Genomic DNA, 16,267 nt, shown 5'->3' on the forward strand with positions numbered 1-16,267 from the left:
CAAGATGTCCGAGACACACACAATTAAAGTACGCGATCGCGCCACTGGCAAAGAGTACACCCTACAAGTACCAGATGACCGTTACATCCTGCACACGGCTGAACAGCAAGGGGTGGAATTGCCATTTTCTTGTCGAAATGGGGCTTGTACCACTTGTGCTGTCAGGGTGTTATCGGGAGAAATCTATCAACCGGAAGCGGTGGGATTATCCCCAGAACTGCGTCGCCAAGGTTATGCTTTGTTATGCGTCAGTTACGCCCGGTCTGACTTGGAAGTAGAAACCCAAGACGAAGATGAAGTTTACGAACTTCAGTTTGGGCGCTATTTTGCCAAAGGAAAAGTGAAAGCGGGTTTACCGTTAGATGAAGAATAAAAGCAAGGTGAGGGAGATGAGGGAGCAGAGGAGCAGGGGAGCAGAGGAGCAGAGGAGAAAGTTTTTCCCCCTTCCCCTTTCCCCCACTCCCTACTCCCCTACCTGGGTGCAAAAACTCGTCCTCCTCGCCTGCGTCATGCTGCTAGTGAGTTGTCAAGCCAGAAACCCCGCCATAACGCAAACTCAAGTTAAGGTGGCGCGGGTAGTGAGTGGACAGACTCTGGAAGTGGTGGGGATGGCTGAACAACCAAATTTAATTTCTCAAGTGCGGTTAATTGGTGTAGATGCGCCAGATTTACGCCAACGTCCTTGGGGAATGCAGTCCAAAGACTTTTTAGAACAGTTGATAGGTGATTTGGACAAACCAGTGATGCTGGAGTTTGACGTGGAAGCCAAGGATACAATAGGTCGGACTTTGGCTTATGTGTGGAAAGATGGCAAGTTATTGAATGAACAAATAGTCAAACAAGGTTATGCTTTGTTTGTCTTGCGATCGCCCAACCAGAAATACGATCAACTTCTAGAACGCGCCCAACAATGGGCGAGAATCATGGGAAAAGGCATTTGGAACCCCGATAAACCCATGCGTCAAACGCCTGCTGAGTTTCGTCGCCTGAATCGTTAGGAATCACAACTCCCGTTTCGCTCAAAGTTTCAAGGGTAAACCATCTTGAAAGACTAAAAGCTCTCCTGGTTGAATTTTTGTCCAAACTTCGTTATCTGTCAGGGGTGTAGTCGCAATCACAGCCACGCGATCGCTTGGTGTTGTCAATTCACTAAAATCTACAGTCATATCCTGATCAATCAAATGTGCAGCAGCAAAGGGGGCTTGACGCACTATGTAGCTGAGATTAGTTGAGCAATGGGTAAAAAAATGTTCTCCGTCTGAGAGTAAGTAGTTGAAAACACCGATTGCTGCTAATTCTTGCGTAACCTTTTGCAGCACTGGGTACAGTTTTTCTAAAGGGGGTTTACCTTCAGGAAAAGTTTGTCGTAGCCTTTCCAAGATTACACATAACGCTTTTTCACTGTCAGTATCACCCACTGCCTTATAAAAACCTTGGGTTTTTGGCTGAAAATCGGGCAAATTACCATTGTGGGCAAATACCCAATATCTCCCCCATAATTCTCGGCGAAAAGGATGACAGTTTTCCAAGGCGATTTCACCTTGTGTAGCCTTGCGAATATGGGCGATTACATGGGTAGAGTGGATAGGATAACATCGCACCAAATCCGCTACAGGAGAATCAATAGAGGGTTTAGCATCTAAAAATATACGACATCCCTTTCCTTCAAAGAAAGCAATCCCCCAACCATCACTGTGATGATCTGTTTTTCCTCCTCGTGCGGAAAATCCTTCAAAGGAAAAACAGATGTCAGTTGGCACATTGCAATTCATCCCCAGCAGTTGACACATAACGTTATCTAATGCCTTTATATCGATATTTTTAATTATTAAGCATTCATTTTTGAGCGTTTTTTGAGAATTTATGACTAACAGCGCCAGAACACCACTAAGTAAAGCTAAGATAAAGTCAAGTAATGTAATACCAATTTAAAAAAAGAATGCGACGGATATGTGGGTGGGAACGCACATCTGTGCGCTCCTACAGATAATCAATTTGTGGCAAATATTTTTTGAATCGGTATAAGGCTAGATTCTGGTAGCGTTAAGGCTTGTTCCCTCGCAGGTCGCAAATAATATTTACATAAGTTGAAAAATTATAATATGCTGAGATGGCGCATTTTGCACCAACAAGAGTGCGATCGCATTACCTCATCTTTTACCCATGACTTACGCAACTGGCACTTGGGGTAAGGTGCGTCAGATGTAGAAAATCCTTGAATCTGTACGAAATTATTGGGACTGACGCACCCTACATTTACTAGACTTATTTCAACTTCTAAGACTAACCTATCACGAATAGAGCCATGTCCAGAAAAGTGAACTATTGTCGGTTGATTACTAGGGTTTATTGGTTTATCGCAGGTAAATTACTAGCGAGTGACAAATTAACACCCAACCCATATCAACTTGTTGAATTTTCTTGTGCTGATGCTTGTCCTTCTACTTTAGAAAATCAAGCTATGCCGTAAGTTGCATACTAGAAGACATGGTGAACTTTTTATAAAAAAACTAGCGACGTTGGTGTTCAAATAGGGGGCGGACAATTAAATATCCAGCACCAAAGGCACTCAACAAAATTAATATAATACAGATGACTAACCACAAACCTTTAAATTTTTGAGTCTGTGCTTTTGAGCTAGGAGAAGGATAATAATCCACTTTCTGCTTCTCAATCAAGACTGCTTCTGGTGCAGGAGTAATTACTTCCCCAAAAGGAATAGAAAAATTAGCATGACGGTTCTTGCTGCTTGGTGGTTGGGGAACTACAGGCTGACGCGATGGGCTACGCCCCGCCATAGGCGATCGCCCAGTTTGGGGACTTGGTTCTGTAAACTGAGAATCGCTAGGATGTTTCATCTCAGGGTGAGAACCAGGAACCCGATAATCTACCACCTTTTGCAGGTGTAAAAAAGACTGCACGACCTGACTAATTTCATGTCGCAGCATTTGATTCTCTTGCACTAGCTGTTGATTTTTTGCCATCAGGGCATCTAACTTGTCTTGTGTTGCTTTTAATTCCACAGCCAATTCCCGATATACGTACAAAGGTACAGAGGAAGGATGAGCTTGTGAGTTTGGTTTAGGCTGATTACTGTTAACAGAACCTGTAGTTGTCCGCATTAGTTATTTGGTATCAAAAATAAATTAATAAGAGTATCAGAAATAGTAGCAAAACATTATCTGCTCTGAAACTAGCCCAAGAATAATAGAAAAATGCTCGGAGTGCAAAGATATCTAAATTTACTTATCGGTCAGTTGACAGTTGACAGTTGACAGTTACCACTTTTTCCCCTCCTGGGAGGGGTTAGGGGTGGGTTACTCCCTCATCTCCCCCCACTTCCCCATCCTGACAGGTGTAGGTTTTTTATTGGTGTTCCAAAAACTTTGGTTTTAGGGTGTAGGGGTGTAAGGGTATAGGGGTGTAGGGGTGAATGAAACAGCGATTTTCTCGTTAGTTTTAGAGTCCTTACTCACTGCTAGATTAAAAACCTACACTTGTGAGACTTCCCCATCTCCCCCCCCTCCCCCCACTTCCCCACCTCCCCACTCCCCTAATTCAGTAAGGAAAAAAAATGACCTACCGGGCCTTGTCCTTGACCAATATTGAGGGAGTAAGTTAAAGCGGTGGTAACGTACTGCTTGGCTTGTTTTACGGCTGGGAGGAGGTCTTGACCTTTGGCTAGATTGGAGGCGATCGCAGCTGATAAAGTACAGCCAGTACCATGAGTATTTTTGGTATCTACCTGCTGAGTTGTTAGGGTTTCTAGATTTTGTCCATCAAACCAAATATCAACACCACGAACGTTTCCCTGCAACCCGCCACCCTTAACTAACACCGCCTTTGCTTTTAAATTACGATGGATTACTTGAGCAGCTGCCCTCATATCATCTAAGGTATTTATAGGAAAACCACTCAAAATCTGAGCCTCATACTTATTAGGTGTAATCATAGCCGCCTTGGGAATCAATTGTTCGCGCAGAGTCTTCACTGCATCATCATCAATTAATTGCGCCCCAGTCCGTGAAACCATTACCGGGTCAACCACTAAATTATTTATACCTAAAGCCTCTACCTGCTGGGCAACAGTGGCAATAATCTCTTGGTTGAGTAACATTCCCGTTTTTGCCGCTTGTACACCTATATCTTCAACCACGGCTTGTATTTGGGCTGCAACTGCCTCTGGCGGGATAGCATCAACTCTAGTTACCCCCAGCGTATTTTGTGCGGTCACGCAGGTTATAGCACTAGTACCGTGGACACAATGAAAGGCAAAGGTGCGTAAATCAGCTTGAATACCTGCGCCACCACCACTATCAGAACCAGCTATGGTTAATGCAACAGGAACCCTGGATAATGTTTCAGTATTCATAAGGTGAAAAGTATAAGGGTGTGAGGGTGTTAGGCAAAAATTTAGACTCTAGTTTTCCCCCATACCCCTATTTTGCCAAAGGATTAGGTTGAGGATTTTGGGGTCTTTCTTGAGGTATAACCGTCAGATAAGGCTTGATTTTAGCATCATCTACCCAAGCAGAATAATATTTTACATTGGTAGATTTTGCCGACAAATTAAGTAATTCTAAATCACCACGCATAGTATTCCAATTAATCGGCGCATCTGGTCGCAGTTGACCAGAACCTAGACCCCTCGGCCCGCCACCAGATAAATTTAGGGATACTTCATCTAAGGCTCGTACAAAGCGGTTTCCACTCCAATGCCATTCAAAACCCGCCCAATAAACCGCAGGCTTTCCAGGTGGTAAACTACGGGGAAACTCATAAGCTTTTACACCCTCCTCTAACTCCACCGTAAAACCTTGGGGATATCTCACCTCATAGCGTCCCTTTTGAGTCTGGTAGTTGACGGGACTCCACCATAAAACCTCTACATTATCCCCACCAGATAAAGATGCGGCTGGTGTTTTATTAGTTGAGGCGCTGTAAATTGGTAGTTTCTGTGGTAGTTTAGCGATCGCCGCAAATCGCCAACAATTCCAACTATCGGCATTATCAGCAGTTTCCCATTTGACATGACATACACCGTTGGCTGTACTGACCCACAACTGATCATTTTCTAATCTAAGTTTGTCGGGAATTGCACCTACCATAGGGCTGTTATGTACGGTGTAAGCAGTTAAAGAACCTGTATTCGGATTTTGGGAATTTAGTCGATAAGCAACTAGTCCCTTTGCCGGAATATAGAGATTTCCTTCACCACTTATATTAGTACCCATCCAGAAAGTAGGATTATTAACGTCGCCAGTAATAGTTAAATCAGTAATTTGAATAAAGCTAAGTGCTTGGGGTTGAATGAGGCTAAATTTATCTGTTTTTGGGTCATAACTAATGATAGTAGCTATGCCGTTGTTGCCTTCGCCTTGTTCAAAAGCCACTGACCACCAGAGGCGGTCATTATTAACGAAAGCAGATGTAATTTGCGGAAATCCTAACTGAGTACCTATGACAGAATAGCCTGCTTTGACAGCAACATCTTGTAAATCTTTTAAGGTATATAAAGTTTTTTGTTGGGGGTCTTTACCATTAGAAGTAATTAATTCAAAAACAATTTTATCCTTAGCAGGGTTTGCTACATCAGGTCTAGATATATTATTGTTATCTCCCAAAGTAAATTGTGGTTGCCTGACAACTCGATATTGATAAGTTTGACCTTGAAAATCAATCTTTTTGAACTTGGGATTTACTGTTTCTTGGGCAAAGGCGGCGTAATTGCTTTGTGGTTGTAACTCCTTGGGTAAAGTTCCTGATTTAACTGTCCAACTATTGTTAGCGCGACAGAAAATAAAATCCTGTTTTAAAGTCTGAAACTTAACTGTATCTGCATCTGCTACGATATTCCGAATGTGGAAGTCAAATCTATCAAAGATTTCGTTTTTGCTTGGAACAGTTAAAGGTAAAACCTGAGATTGAGGACAGTTTGCTGTTTGAGGATTAATGCTATTTACTGCTTGAGAAGTGCTAGCATTGTTGGAATTACAAGCATTAATAAATAAAATCATGCCACAACCTAAAAGAATTTTCTGCATAAATCATCAGGCAATTATATTTAATTGCTATTAATTAATCATTGATATTAACTACGCGATCGCCAGATGATTCGCCAGATGATTTTTCCGAATAATTATCAATTTTCTTTAAAAAATATTTAGAAAAATCAATTAAATTAAATTTAGTAACATTTATATATGAAAACGGAATTTGAAAAATTTTCTTGTTATGCTATCTGACTAACAGAAAAAAACAAGGAAATGTTAACAAAGTTTTTTCAGAATAACAGCAACCGCCTAGCGATGTTTTTTGCTTATATATTATTGCTAGTCGTGAATATGACCTTGTGGGTTCCCTCAGCTTGGGCTTGGGATAGTGACTCATCAATAAACCCCACCCATCCTACCCATAGTTACATAACTGAATGGGCGCTAGATCAACTTAAAGCTCCTGAAGTACAGCAATATCGAAACCAAATTATCGAAGGCGCAAATACAGAACTGCATGAGCTAAAAGTTTCAGGAACAAAATATGGCATTAATCTCAATGCTAAACGGATAGAACATAAAGGTACAAACGAAGGATGTAATGATATTCAAGGTTGGTGGCAAGATAGCCTCAAAGCCTACCGCCAAGGCAACAAACAGCAAGCTTATTTCCTCTTAGGTGTGATGCTGCACATGATTGAAGATATGGGAGTACCAGCACACGCTAACAGAGTTTACCATCAAGGCAATGCCACAGAATTTGACAACTTTGAATTTATGGCATTGTCAAACTGGAAGCCCAACTTTAATAATATTAATCGACAAGACCCAAAATTTGCCGAACCTTGGAAATACTACGCTTTTAACGACGACTGGACAAGTGCAGATGCACCTAACTATAAAGATCCAGATACCTTCTCAAAAACCTGGACTTTTGCCAGTAAATCAGAACGGGAATTATTGAGTAATCGTCAAGGCAGAACCAGTACAATAGTTAAGTGGGCGCTAAATTCTGCTGTCCAAGCCTACAAAGTGTGAATTAGTTTAAGTTCGTAGAGAGGACTTTAGTCCTCAAAAAGCCAGTAGATAGCCTAACACATTGCCACAGCACAAGGTGCGTTAGGCGCATACAAGAACTTTTCGTGAAAAAACATCTGAAAATATGCGCCTAACACACCCTACTGGACTGGCAAGGCTAAAGTAGTGCAATAAAAATAAATCTTGTAGTGCGGGCATCTTGCCCGCACCGAACGGGCAAGATGCCCGCACTACAAGAAAGGAATAATGCAACATTTTAGCCTTGCCAGTCCACTACTGGCTTGTCTAGACTAAATTTGTGCGTTAGCTAACAATCTAACATCTTAATCATCTGCGTTTATCTGCGTTTATCTGCGTTCAATTTTTCCAAATTTACTACCACATTTTAGCTTACCAGTCCAGACTATTGTGCCAGTTGGGTAAGTCCTATCATTGTATAAGTCCTTAATAATAATTACTAATTTTGTTCTTCTGCTAATTTTTGTAAAGTTCCTTGCAAAAACTTACACCATTCTGCTGCTAAAGGAATTTCCGTAAAGGGAACTAACACGGAACTACCAGACTCAGCAAAATTAAACTTGAGTGCAATAGAACGACCTTTTTGGGGTAGTGTTTCCAGATTTACTACTTCATTGTTAACTACAAGTTGAATATCCTGAACATCAAGTAAAGAAAAAGTTTGCACTTGCATCGGCCCTTTTGATGTAGGTTTACCCCAAGAGATATTGTTGCCCTTTTGACCCAAGACAGCATAAATATCATACTTGGCTCGGTCAAATTGCTCTGCCCAAATACGATAGGCTTCAACCTTCTGATATTCCTTTGAACCTTGCCAAGCCAACCAGAAAAATATGATTAACAGTGGCAACCAAAACAGACCACGTTCCATTGCTTCAAAAGTCCTAAGTGAAAGAATTAACTAAAAACATTTAAGTAGATTGCAAAGTCGAGCAATCAGAGGCGTATATAGGTTATCTTAGTGAGCAACCTGGCAGAAAGCGTGATGAGTTGATATGAGAAAACTTATATTATTGTGCTTGTTTGTCATTGGCTTGGTATCTGCTGTATTTGTTTTCCTGAATACCCAAGGACTAGCAGCAAAAGGCGAATTTGACACAATTTTGCTAGATTTCCGTGAAGATATTCCAGCCGATGTCATCAAACAAGACTTACAAGCGATCGCTCAACAATACAACGTTACACCCCAATTAGATAATAAATTCTCACAAAAGGATCATGTTTATATTATCAAAGGCGATCGCCAGCGACTCAAAGCGCTCCAAAAATCTGCCTTTGCTAAAGCCACAGAAATCATTGAACCGAATTACGTCTACAAACTGATCCCCCCAGCTAAACCCATTTGGTTGGGCGAAATGTTAAGCCGCCAAGAAGACAAAGAGTTTACCCCCTCCTTAACTGGCCCCAATGACGAATACTACAGCAAACAGTGGAACCTCCACAAAATTGGCGTAGAAGGCGCTTGGAGTCAAACCAAAGGTAGTGGTATAACTGTCGCCGTCATCGACTCAGGTGTTACCAAAGTCCGCGACTTACAAGAAACCAAATTCGTCCCAGGTTACGATTTTGTCAACGATAAAGAAGAAGCCACAGACGACAACGGACATGGTACACACGTCGCGGGTACAGTCGCCCAAGCCACTAATAATAAATACGGTGTAGCTGGTGTTGCTTACGAAGCCAGCATCATGCCCCTAAAAGTGCTGAGTGCTTATGGTGGCGGAACCGTTGCGGATATTGCCGAAGCGATCAAATTTGCTGCTGACAAAGGCGCAGATGTCATCAACATGAGTTTAGGTGGTGGCGGTGAAAGCCAGTTACTTAAAGACGCTATCAACTACGCCCATAACAAAGGTGTCACCATCATCGCGGCGGCTGGGAATGAAAACGACAACTCCGCCTCCTATCCAGCCCGTTATCCCCATGTTATCGGCGTTTCCGCCTTTGGCCCCGACGGCGAAAAAGCACCCTATTCTAACTTTGGTGCAGGCGTTGATATTGCTGCTCCTGGTGGAACTGATGCTGGTGCAATTTTGCAAGAAACCATCAACGATGAAGGCGAAGCTGTATTCCTGGGACTGCAAGGAACCAGCATGGCTGCACCCCATGTTGCTGGTGTAGCTGCTTTAATCAAAGCCAGTGGTATTAAAGAACCAGATGCCATTTTACAAGTCCTGCAACAGTCTGCCCGACAAATTAAAGAAGATAGCTTAAACTACTATGGTGCGGGACAACTCAACGCCGAAGCCGCAGTCAAACTAGCCGCCCAAGGAACCATCAATTTCCAAGACTTCTTCCGTTGGTTGCGGGATAACGGCTATCTCAACCCCCGTTTTTGGTTTGATGGCGGTGCAGTAGCCCTCATACCAAAGATACTTATGGTAGTTGGTTCCTACCTGCTAGCTTGGTTTTTACGGGTTTACTTACCCTTCCCTTGGAGTTGGTCATTATCCAGTGGCTTAATTTTCGGTAGTTCCGGGTTATTCTTCCTCAAAGGTTTTTATATCTTTGACTTACCCCAGTGGCCTTTCCGAGTTTTAGGTAGTTCCATTCCCGAATTAGGTAACGCCATACAGGGAACAGATGCTTTAAACCCCATCTTTGCCAGCGTGCTAATTCCTATTGGGTTAATAGCATTGTTACTAGGTCATCCTAGCTGGAAATGGTTCGCCATTGGTTCAACTCTAGGTGTAGCTGCTTGCTTAAGCGTCAGTGCAGTTTTAGACCCAACAGTTTGGGGCTTAGGTAGTGGTAACATAGCCCGTGTATATCTGATTATCAACGCTCTACTCTGTTATGCGATCGCTCGTTTAGCATTAAAAAACGAAGATAAAACAGCATAAAGGGGACTGGTTATTGGGGACTGGGTATTGGGGACTGGGTATTAGGAAGGATATCTTCCTCATCTCCCCCCACTCCCTCATCTCCCCCCACTCCCTCATCTCCCCCATCTCCCCCCACTCCCCCATCTCCCCCCACTCCCTCATCCCCAATTATTATGAGTATCACAGTCACAGGCACAATCGAACGACGTAATCTTGGTATGGGCGCTTGGGCTTTAGTCTCAGATGATGGCGTTACCTACGAAATTCTCAAAGGCGTAGACAAGGAATTACTCAAAGCTGGACAAAAAGCCAAAGTCAAAGGACAGGTACGCGAAGATATCATGACTATTGCCATGATTGGCCCTGTCCTAGAGGTAAAATCTTATGAGGTACTCGGTGATGAGTGATAAGTGCTGAGTCAAACAGTAGTCTTAGAATCAAGCACCTGCTGTAAGCGAGTTCTAAACTCCCCTTTGGGATGTCCCCCTTTCACTTCACCAATGATATTAAATTCTCCTTCGGGAGATTCACAGATAATATAAGTCGGCCATCCCATTTCAGATTTATCAGGATATTGCGTCAGTAATATCTTGCGATACTGACGATAAGTCGCTGTATCCTGCATTTTAACATCGATAAATTGCAGACCCAGTTCTTCTGCCACTTTCTGGTCATAGAAGGACATTTTGTGGCAGATACCGCACTCTTCGGAAGAAAATTTAATGACAGCTAAACTCATGTAGCTTTATGTCTCTTATTGATGTAGCTAATATTCTTCAGCATAGCTCTTAGGCTACAGACATGAACCTGTTCTGGGTATAAAAGTAAAATTTCTTAGGATTTACGCATGAAAACGAAAAATCTAGGGTTTTGGCAAGGGTGTCAGAGTATAGGGACATAGCAAGAAAATCCCTTGATGTGTAAGAAATTACTAGCGCTGACGCACCCTACAGTTACTAATTGTTTCGTAGGGTGGGGAGTGCAGGGAGCCACCTGCTTATTGAGAAGGTGCAAAATATCAGTTATCACACTTGCGTAAGTTCTAATTAATTAATAATATTTCTATAACATTCATATGATTGACTAAAAATTACCAATAGTTAAGAACATAAATCTTGTACATCAATGTATTTATACCGATAAAAATCCCATTTAATTCCTGTAAACATATCAGCTAGATTTAGGGTGGATATTGACCATCGAAACCATGACCATGTGGGCAATATCTACTCTAGATATAAGATTCCTACTTGATTTTTGAAACATATGTAGCATTACCCACTAAAACGATGATACGGGGCTGCACTGCCCACCCTACAGGTACGGAAATTTTTTTTAATTCAAATAGGATGACTATATATTTCCAAAAATTCAAGGTAAAGCCTATATAGCAATCTATTTGATTTGTGAAAATTAGTGAGCTTCAGATTCCCGACTTCTTTAAGAAGTCGGGGATCTTGTTAGTCACTTGTGATTTAGGACTGCTATAGCAATTTCTTTAAAAGAGATTAAAACATAATTTTGGCAAATTGTCGCATAATTTATGGTTTTTTTATAATTGCTAACTTACAATTGATTACGACCTAAAAGAAAAATGGTGCTTTAAGTATAAACGAGCAATGTTATCTAATTTAGAATTGTTACGAGAGTTTGTAGCTCAATCCATCCAAAAGCAAGAGATTTTGCTGGCTAACACCAATTTACAAGCTCATACGGATTATAAAATTAATCAAGTTATAGCTAAAAGCGAAGGAGTGATTGCTACCGCACAACTGACGCATATACCCCTAGAGTTTTCAGTTAAGGCAACTTCATCCTATTGGGAATTGATCAATGAAGCACTAGCGAACTATAACTATATTCTTACAGGAGAAATAGATAGTCGTAATTGTTACAAATATCAATACTGTGAAATTCCTAAAGGCTATCAAATGCACTGTATGAAATCAGTTCATTTATGGCGTGCTTGGTGGAAGTATCGCAAAAATACCTTACAACTCGGAATTCCTTTAGATTTGCTAATACGTTACCGAAATTCTTGGTATCCTATTCGAGATTTAATTATTAGCGATGGACTTCTCTATATCAAAACTTTAGGAAGTGAAGTTGCGGTTCACTCTAATGATTTAATAATTTGGTTAAACAAGGCGGGTGAGAAATTTACCACCTTACTTGATCCAGAAAATTGAGATGGCGCTTGCTGGGCTAGTTGTAATCTTGCAGGGAACAGAAACAGGGGACAAGCTGAAAAGGCTTTTATTTTTGATGTTTGATGATTTTTCATGTCCTAATTTAGCGGACTCACTGTGAAAACCGCACAGTTTTGGGTATAGTTAACCGTCATGGGGCATTTGCTGAGTATCTCTGTTTACCAGTACAAAATTTACATCCTGTACCGGAAAATGTACCGACAGACGCTGCAACTTTTACTGAACCTTTAGCATCTGCACTGGAAATTCAGCAACAGGTAATATTAAGTAGCGACGATCGCCTGCTAGTAGTGGGAGATGGCAAACTAGGACAATTAGTAGCACAGACACTAGCTTTAACTGGTTGTGAACTATTAGTTATCGGTCGTCATCCAGAAAAACTCGCACTTTTAAAAGCCAGGGGTATTCAAACTGGTTTAGTTGATGCTGTTAAATAAAGGTCTTTTGATATTGTAGTTGAATGTACTGGCAATCCAGAAGGATTTGCGATCGCCCGTCAAGCTCTCCGCCCCCGTGGTACTCTAGTCTTGAAAAGTACCTATGCTGGCAACCTCAGTCTAGATGCTTCTTCCTTGGTAGTAGATGAAATCACCCTCATCGGTTCCCGTTGCGGACCCTTCCCTCCCGCACTAGAGTTATTAGCCACAGCAAAAGTTGACGTAGAACCTCTAATTCACGCCCACTACCCCCTCAGCCAAGGACTTTCTGCTTTCCAGGCAGCCCAAGTCCGAGGTGTGTTAAAAGTATTGTTGGATATTAGTCATTAGTCATTAGTCATTAGTCATTAGTCATTAATCATTAGTCATTAGTCAGTTGTTATTCTCCCTCATCTCCCTCATCTCCCTCATCTCCCTCATCTCCCCAGTCCCCAGTCCCCAGTCCCTAATACAAATAAGGATTAGTATTCGCTTGATAATCCATACAGTTAATTGCTTGTTCTGTGTTGGCAATTGATGGGTGTACAGTACATTTTAGGCGATAGTCATCTGTAAAAAATTGGCAGCCAGAACAGGGTATTTGGTGCATTTGTTTGGCTGTTTTCACACTGTCTCTAGTTGCAGTCCAAAGACTCCAAATAACCATAAAAATTACAGACCAAGCAGTGACAAAGCAAATTGGCACTATAAATGCCTGAATCACCTTAATGACAAAAATTATCAATTCCAACACAGCAATTCCTAAGAAAAATCAAGAGTTAGAAGTATCTTAACTCCTAACTCCGTGATCTTATCCTCTGACTTTAGAGGTATAAATTTTGGGGACTGGGGACTGGGGGAAAGGGGAAAGGGAAGAAGCCTTTAACCACTGACAACTGACAACTGATAACTGATAACTGTTAACTGTTAACTGTCAACTGTCAACTGTTAACTGTCAACTGACTCCTGCATGACCCAAGGCTAAACCGGCAACTAGCATTCCTAATACTAGGAATGGTTGAGCGCTGGCTTGGTATTTTACATCATTTTTTAAGGGGTCGCGTAAGAAGTACATATCTTGGAAGGTGATTTGGGGGATAATTAACAATGCCAAGATAGCGGCGTACAGGTTCTCATGAATACTGACGAGATAAGCGGCTATGAATGCTTGGAATAAGTCGATCATGATAACGCATATCCAAGCGGCTTTGTCAATACCAAACATTACAGGTAGAGATTGTAGTCCAAGTTGGCGATCGCCTTCTACACTCTTAAAGTCGTTGACAATGGCAATACCCAAACCTGCCAAACTGTAAATTAAGGTGATAACGATAATTTTCCAGTTGAGTTGACCAAATAAAGCATGACCAGCCCACCAAGGTAAAGCAATGTAACTAGCACCTAAAGCGTAGTTACCTAACCAGCCGTTTTGCTTGAGTTTGAGTGGAGGCGCAGAATAAATAAAGGCGATAAAGGAACCAAACAATGCTAATACTGTCACGTTGGGGAAGTCGTGACCTGCCCATAAGTCTAGTACAAATGCTAAAGCCACCCCAGCGAGAAATAGGGCGATAATTTGGGTGACTACCTGGGGTACAGAAATTGCCCCCGATGGGATGGGACGGTAGGGTTCATTGATGGCATCAATTTCGCGATCGTAGAAATCGTTCAGGGTTTGAGTGTAACCCGTCAACAGTGGCCCAGACAACAACATACAAGCTGCTGCTTTCAAGACATTTTCTAACGACCAAGTATAGTTACCAGAAGAAGCCGCACCACATACAACGCCCCAAATCAGAGGTATCCAAGTAATTGGCTTCATTAATTGCAGGCGGATTTTCCAAATTGAAGTTTCCCCTGGTGCAGCGCCTTTCATACCTAGTAACTGCCGAGTTTTCGCACTGCGATCGCCAGCATTCACAACTGCTTCAGACTGATTAGAATCAGGAGTAACGGGAGATGATTCATTCATAAATATTTATCTATAGTTGGTAATTGGTAATTGGTAATTGGTAATTGGTAATTGGTAATTGGTACTTTACCTATTACCCATTACCCATTACCTAAAAAGAAATTATCAAATAATTATTTTGGAATTTTGCTCCAGTAACAGGTCTACCACTCAATGCTGGGGGTAGGGCAATATTCCGCCGTTGGTCGCCTGCTTCTACTGTGACTTCTGGCCCGACTTGGGTGAGTTTGACTTGCTTTTTATCAAATCCCGGCAAGAATAGGCGTACTTGGCGGTTGTGGATGTCGATAGTGATGGGGGCTGATGCTTGTACTGCTTGCTGGGCAAAGTTGGGTAGGGCATCTATTAAAGGTTGCCAGTTATCTTTGCTAGCATCGGGTACAACTGTCACTGGTAAGGGTGTAAATTCTTGTGCCAGGTTAGCATCTGTCTGGGAAGATACCTGGATAACACCACCAATAGTTAAGCCAACTTGTTGAGCGCTTCCCCATATATAACGCACACTCGCTACTTCTAAGGGGTCTGCTGTGGTGACTAAGAAGGCCGCAACCCGCTTAGGGTCTGCAAGTGCTTCTCTGCCTTTATCTAACAAATTATTAACTTGATTGGTGGGTTGAGCAAAGTTATCTGCTGTCCAGTTGAAATTGAAGAAGCTGCTAATTAATGGCTGAATCAATGGTGATTCAGTAATTGTTTTACCTAAGTCGGAGTTGACAAATAATTGGCGAAAACGTCGCACATACCAGCTTAAAGATTCTGGTAAACCCAACATCCGCAAGGTAGAAGCATCACCCGCACCATCGTAGACGATCGCATCATATTTACCACTGGCATCATATTCACGAATCGCATTCAAGGCCAGGGCGTTATCCATTCCTGGTAATACTACCAACTCTTCCCCATACACCTCTTTGATAATTGGGGTGCGGAGATATTGCGCCTCAAGTTTTTTTACTTCTTCCCAGTTACGCTCTAGGAGTATAGAAGATTGAAACTGGACAACTTCTAAATTTGGGGCAATTTGCTGAGGGTCAGGGGTTAGGGTTTGATCTAACAGGAGCGGCAATACTGGTTCTGCCGATCCTGCTAGAAGTACCCGCTTGCCTTGACTTGCCAATGACTTGGCTGCGGCGATCGCTATTTTTGTCCGAGCAATACCACTTTTGCCCAAAAATGTCAATATTAGGGCCATGATTTTGTTTCCAATTACCGCAGGTCTATTCAACTCCAACTTAACACTAGGCAAATAGTCCAAGCTTCTACCTAGAGTTCCTTCAATTAAACTGGCTTGATTTCATCCTCAAAAAACCAAGTGGAAGTATTATCGTCAAATTTGACTACTACACCAACACCTGCACCATCAGTAACCTTGTAACCTTCGATAGTACCAATCGCGCCGAGTTTTTTAGCAACTGCGGCAGAAACGCGATCGCGCAAACGAAACACCTTAACCTTTTGTCCGATTTCCATGCCTACATAAAACGCAATAAACCAAGTTTAAGTTTAGCCGAATCCGGTACTTATTGGTTAGTTGACAGTTATCAGTTATCAGTTATCAGTTATCAGTTATCAGTTATCAGTTGTCAGTTATCAGTTATCAGTTGTCAGTTATCATTCTCCCCCCACTCCCTCATCTCTCTTAAGGGCAGGTTTTTCATAAAGTAATCAGTGAGGACTATAAGATTCAGTAAATTATCAGACTTTCATCTACCCCTACACCCCTACACCCTTATACCCCTACACCCTAAAATCAGTGTTTTTGGGTCGAAGTGTAAAAAACCTGCCCTTGAAAGCT

The 16,267-nt window shown here is 42.0% G+C and carries 18 protein-coding genes and 1 pseudogene; 8 read left to right on the forward strand and 11 right to left on the reverse strand.

Annotated elements, in window-relative coordinates:
• Window positions 1-4 precede the first annotated feature (4 nt).
• The gene (locus H6G83_RS11140; RefSeq protein ID WP_190471333.1) at window positions 5-373 is read left to right on the forward strand and encodes a 2Fe-2S iron-sulfur cluster-binding protein; all 369 of its coding nucleotides are present in this window, start codon (window positions 5-7) and stop codon (window positions 371-373) included.
• 136 nt (window positions 374-509) lie between these two features.
• Complete coding sequence (locus H6G83_RS11145) at window positions 510-998, forward strand: thermonuclease family protein (protein ID WP_242044538.1); 489 nt, start codon at window positions 510-512, stop codon at window positions 996-998.
• Between the two features lie 21 nt (window positions 999-1,019).
• Here H6G83_RS11145 and H6G83_RS11150 read toward each other — a convergent pair whose 3' ends face one another.
• On the reverse strand, window positions 1,020-1,790 hold the full coding sequence (locus H6G83_RS11150; RefSeq protein WP_190471337.1) for a class II glutamine amidotransferase: 771 nt from the start codon (window positions 1,788-1,790) through the stop codon (window positions 1,020-1,022).
• Between the two features lie 515 nt (window positions 1,791-2,305).
• Between H6G83_RS11150 and H6G83_RS11155 the strand changes: the two genes are divergently transcribed.
• On the forward strand, window positions 2,306-2,470 hold the full coding sequence (locus H6G83_RS11155) for a hypothetical protein (protein ID WP_190471341.1): 165 nt from the start codon (window positions 2,306-2,308) through the stop codon (window positions 2,468-2,470).
• A gap of 40 nt (window positions 2,471-2,510) precedes the next feature.
• On the opposite strand, the gene H6G83_RS11160 is transcribed toward H6G83_RS11155, so the two are convergent.
• The 3 genes from H6G83_RS11160 to H6G83_RS11170 form a co-directional block, all read right to left on the reverse strand.
• Window positions 2,511-3,122 carry a hypothetical protein gene (locus H6G83_RS11160; protein ID WP_190471344.1) on the reverse strand — a complete coding sequence of 204 codons (612 nt, stop codon included), beginning with the start codon at window positions 3,120-3,122 and terminating at the stop codon, window positions 2,511-2,513.
• 431 nt (window positions 3,123-3,553) lie between these two features.
• Window positions 3,554-4,372: a bifunctional hydroxymethylpyrimidine kinase/phosphomethylpyrimidine kinase gene (gene thiD, locus H6G83_RS11165; protein ID WP_190471346.1), complete on the reverse strand. Its 819-nt coding sequence runs from the start codon at window positions 4,370-4,372 to the stop codon at window positions 3,554-3,556.
• A 67-nt stretch (window positions 4,373-4,439) separates the two neighbouring features.
• Window positions 4,440-6,044, reverse strand: a complete 1,605-nt coding sequence (locus H6G83_RS11170; protein ID WP_190471349.1) for a hypothetical protein — start codon at window positions 6,042-6,044, stop codon at window positions 4,440-4,442.
• A 222-nt stretch (window positions 6,045-6,266) separates the two neighbouring features.
• Here H6G83_RS11170 and H6G83_RS11175 point away from each other — a divergent pair, with 222 nt between their 5' ends.
• Complete coding sequence (locus H6G83_RS11175; protein WP_190471352.1) at window positions 6,267-7,031, forward strand: phospholipase C/P1 nuclease family protein; 765 nt, start codon at window positions 6,267-6,269, stop codon at window positions 7,029-7,031.
• 457 nt (window positions 7,032-7,488) lie between these two features.
• Here H6G83_RS11175 and H6G83_RS11180 read toward each other — a convergent pair whose 3' ends face one another.
• Window positions 7,489-7,920: a hypothetical protein gene (locus tag H6G83_RS11180; RefSeq protein ID WP_190471355.1), complete on the reverse strand. Its 432-nt coding sequence runs from the start codon at window positions 7,918-7,920 to the stop codon at window positions 7,489-7,491.
• A 124-nt stretch (window positions 7,921-8,044) separates the two neighbouring features.
• Here H6G83_RS11180 and H6G83_RS11185 point away from each other — a divergent pair, with 124 nt between their 5' ends.
• Entirely contained in the window at window positions 8,045-9,892 is a 1,848-nt protein-coding gene (locus H6G83_RS11185; protein WP_190471357.1) for a S8 family peptidase, read from the forward strand.
• Between the two features lie 10 nt (window positions 9,893-9,902).
• Here the strand turns inward: H6G83_RS11185 and H6G83_RS11190 are convergent, their stop codons facing one another.
• On the reverse strand, window positions 9,903-10,058 hold the full coding sequence (locus H6G83_RS11190) for a hypothetical protein (protein ID WP_190471361.1): 156 nt from the start codon (window positions 10,056-10,058) through the stop codon (window positions 9,903-9,905).
• On the opposite strand from H6G83_RS11190, the gene H6G83_RS11195 reads away from it, so the two are divergent.
• Window positions 10,048-10,281, forward strand: coding sequence for a hypothetical protein (locus H6G83_RS11195; protein ID WP_190471365.1), 234 nt, complete (start codon window positions 10,048-10,050; stop codon window positions 10,279-10,281). The two genes, H6G83_RS11190 and H6G83_RS11195, sit on opposite strands and share 11 nt — an antisense overlap.
• 11 nt (window positions 10,282-10,292) lie before the next feature.
• Here H6G83_RS11195 and H6G83_RS11200 read toward each other — a convergent pair whose 3' ends face one another.
• Window positions 10,293-10,613, reverse strand: a complete 321-nt coding sequence (locus tag H6G83_RS11200) for a thioredoxin family protein (RefSeq protein ID WP_190471368.1) — start codon at window positions 10,611-10,613, stop codon at window positions 10,293-10,295.
• 880 nt (window positions 10,614-11,493) lie between these two features.
• Between H6G83_RS11200 and H6G83_RS11205 the strand changes: the two genes are divergently transcribed.
• Together H6G83_RS11205 and H6G83_RS11210 are read left to right on the forward strand one after the other, a co-directional pair.
• On the forward strand, window positions 11,494-12,063 hold the full coding sequence (locus tag H6G83_RS11205; RefSeq protein WP_190471373.1) for a hypothetical protein: 570 nt from the start codon (window positions 11,494-11,496) through the stop codon (window positions 12,061-12,063).
• Window positions 12,064-12,173: 110 nt separating this feature from the next.
• Window positions 12,174-12,851: pseudogene (locus H6G83_RS11210) on the forward strand (zinc-binding dehydrogenase); the annotation flags it as partial.
• Window positions 12,852-12,966: 115 nt separating this feature from the next.
• Here the strand turns inward: H6G83_RS11210 and H6G83_RS11215 are convergent.
• The 4 genes from H6G83_RS11215 to petP all read right to left on the reverse strand — a co-directional run bounded on the left by H6G83_RS11215 (window position 12,967) and on the right by petP (window position 15,942).
• Window positions 12,967-13,254, reverse strand: coding sequence for a hypothetical protein (locus H6G83_RS11215; RefSeq protein WP_190471374.1), 288 nt, complete (start codon window positions 13,252-13,254; stop codon window positions 12,967-12,969).
• A 201-nt stretch (window positions 13,255-13,455) separates the two neighbouring features.
• Window positions 13,456-14,472 carry a chlorophyll synthase ChlG gene (gene chlG, locus H6G83_RS11220; protein WP_190471377.1) on the reverse strand — a complete coding sequence of 339 codons (1,017 nt, stop codon included), beginning with the start codon at window positions 14,470-14,472 and terminating at the stop codon, window positions 13,456-13,458.
• A 91-nt stretch (window positions 14,473-14,563) separates the two neighbouring features.
• Window positions 14,564-15,664, reverse strand: a complete 1,101-nt coding sequence (locus H6G83_RS11225; protein ID WP_190471380.1) for a Get3/ArsA fold putative tail anchor-mediating ATPase NosAFP — start codon at window positions 15,662-15,664, stop codon at window positions 14,564-14,566.
• An 86-nt stretch (window positions 15,665-15,750) separates the two neighbouring features.
• Complete coding sequence (gene petP, locus H6G83_RS11230; RefSeq protein WP_190471383.1) at window positions 15,751-15,942, reverse strand: cytochrome b6f subunit PetP; 192 nt, start codon at window positions 15,940-15,942, stop codon at window positions 15,751-15,753.
• Window positions 15,943-16,267: the final 325 nt, after the last annotated feature.

It is taken from the genome of Anabaena azotica FACHB-119 (genome assembly GCF_014697625.1).
Taxonomy (GTDB): domain Bacteria; phylum Cyanobacteriota; class Cyanobacteriia; order Cyanobacteriales; family Nostocaceae; genus Trichormus; species Trichormus azoticus_A.

What these genes read in the sequence shown, in the direction of transcription:
- H6G83_RS11140 (WP_190471333.1), top strand. Translation starts at nt 5, where the DNA reads ATGTCCGAGACACACACAATTAAAGTACGCGATCGCGCCACTGGCAAA.
- H6G83_RS11145 (WP_242044538.1), top strand. Translation starts at nt 510, where the DNA reads ATGCTGCTAGTGAGTTGTCAAGCCAGAAACCCCGCCATAACGCAAACT.
- H6G83_RS11150 (WP_190471337.1), bottom strand. Translation starts at nt 1,790, where the DNA reads ATGTGTCAACTGCTGGGGATGAATTGCAATGTGCCAACTGACATCTGT.
- H6G83_RS11155 (WP_190471341.1), top strand. Translation starts at nt 2,306, where the DNA reads ATGTCCAGAAAAGTGAACTATTGTCGGTTGATTACTAGGGTTTATTGG.
- H6G83_RS11160 (WP_190471344.1), bottom strand. Translation starts at nt 3,122, where the DNA reads ATGCGGACAACTACAGGTTCTGTTAACAGTAATCAGCCTAAACCAAAC.
- thiD (WP_190471346.1), bottom strand. Translation starts at nt 4,372, where the DNA reads ATGAATACTGAAACATTATCCAGGGTTCCTGTTGCATTAACCATAGCT.
- H6G83_RS11170 (WP_190471349.1), bottom strand. Translation starts at nt 6,044, where the DNA reads ATGCAGAAAATTCTTTTAGGTTGTGGCATGATTTTATTTATTAATGCT.
- H6G83_RS11175 (WP_190471352.1), top strand. Translation starts at nt 6,267, where the DNA reads ATGTTAACAAAGTTTTTTCAGAATAACAGCAACCGCCTAGCGATGTTT.
- H6G83_RS11180 (WP_190471355.1), bottom strand. Translation starts at nt 7,920, where the DNA reads ATGGAACGTGGTCTGTTTTGGTTGCCACTGTTAATCATATTTTTCTGG.
- H6G83_RS11185 (WP_190471357.1), top strand. Translation starts at nt 8,045, where the DNA reads ATGAGAAAACTTATATTATTGTGCTTGTTTGTCATTGGCTTGGTATCT.
- H6G83_RS11195 (WP_190471365.1), top strand. Translation starts at nt 10,048, where the DNA reads ATGAGTATCACAGTCACAGGCACAATCGAACGACGTAATCTTGGTATG.
- H6G83_RS11200 (WP_190471368.1), bottom strand. Translation starts at nt 10,613, where the DNA reads ATGAGTTTAGCTGTCATTAAATTTTCTTCCGAAGAGTGCGGTATCTGC.
- H6G83_RS11205 (WP_190471373.1), top strand. Translation starts at nt 11,494, where the DNA reads ATGTTATCTAATTTAGAATTGTTACGAGAGTTTGTAGCTCAATCCATC.
- chlG (WP_190471377.1), bottom strand. Translation starts at nt 14,472, where the DNA reads ATGAATGAATCATCTCCCGTTACTCCTGATTCTAATCAGTCTGAAGCA.
- H6G83_RS11225 (WP_190471380.1), bottom strand. Translation starts at nt 15,664, where the DNA reads ATGGCCCTAATATTGACATTTTTGGGCAAAAGTGGTATTGCTCGGACA.
- petP (WP_190471383.1), bottom strand. Translation starts at nt 15,942, where the DNA reads ATGGAAATCGGACAAAAGGTTAAGGTGTTTCGTTTGCGCGATCGCGTT.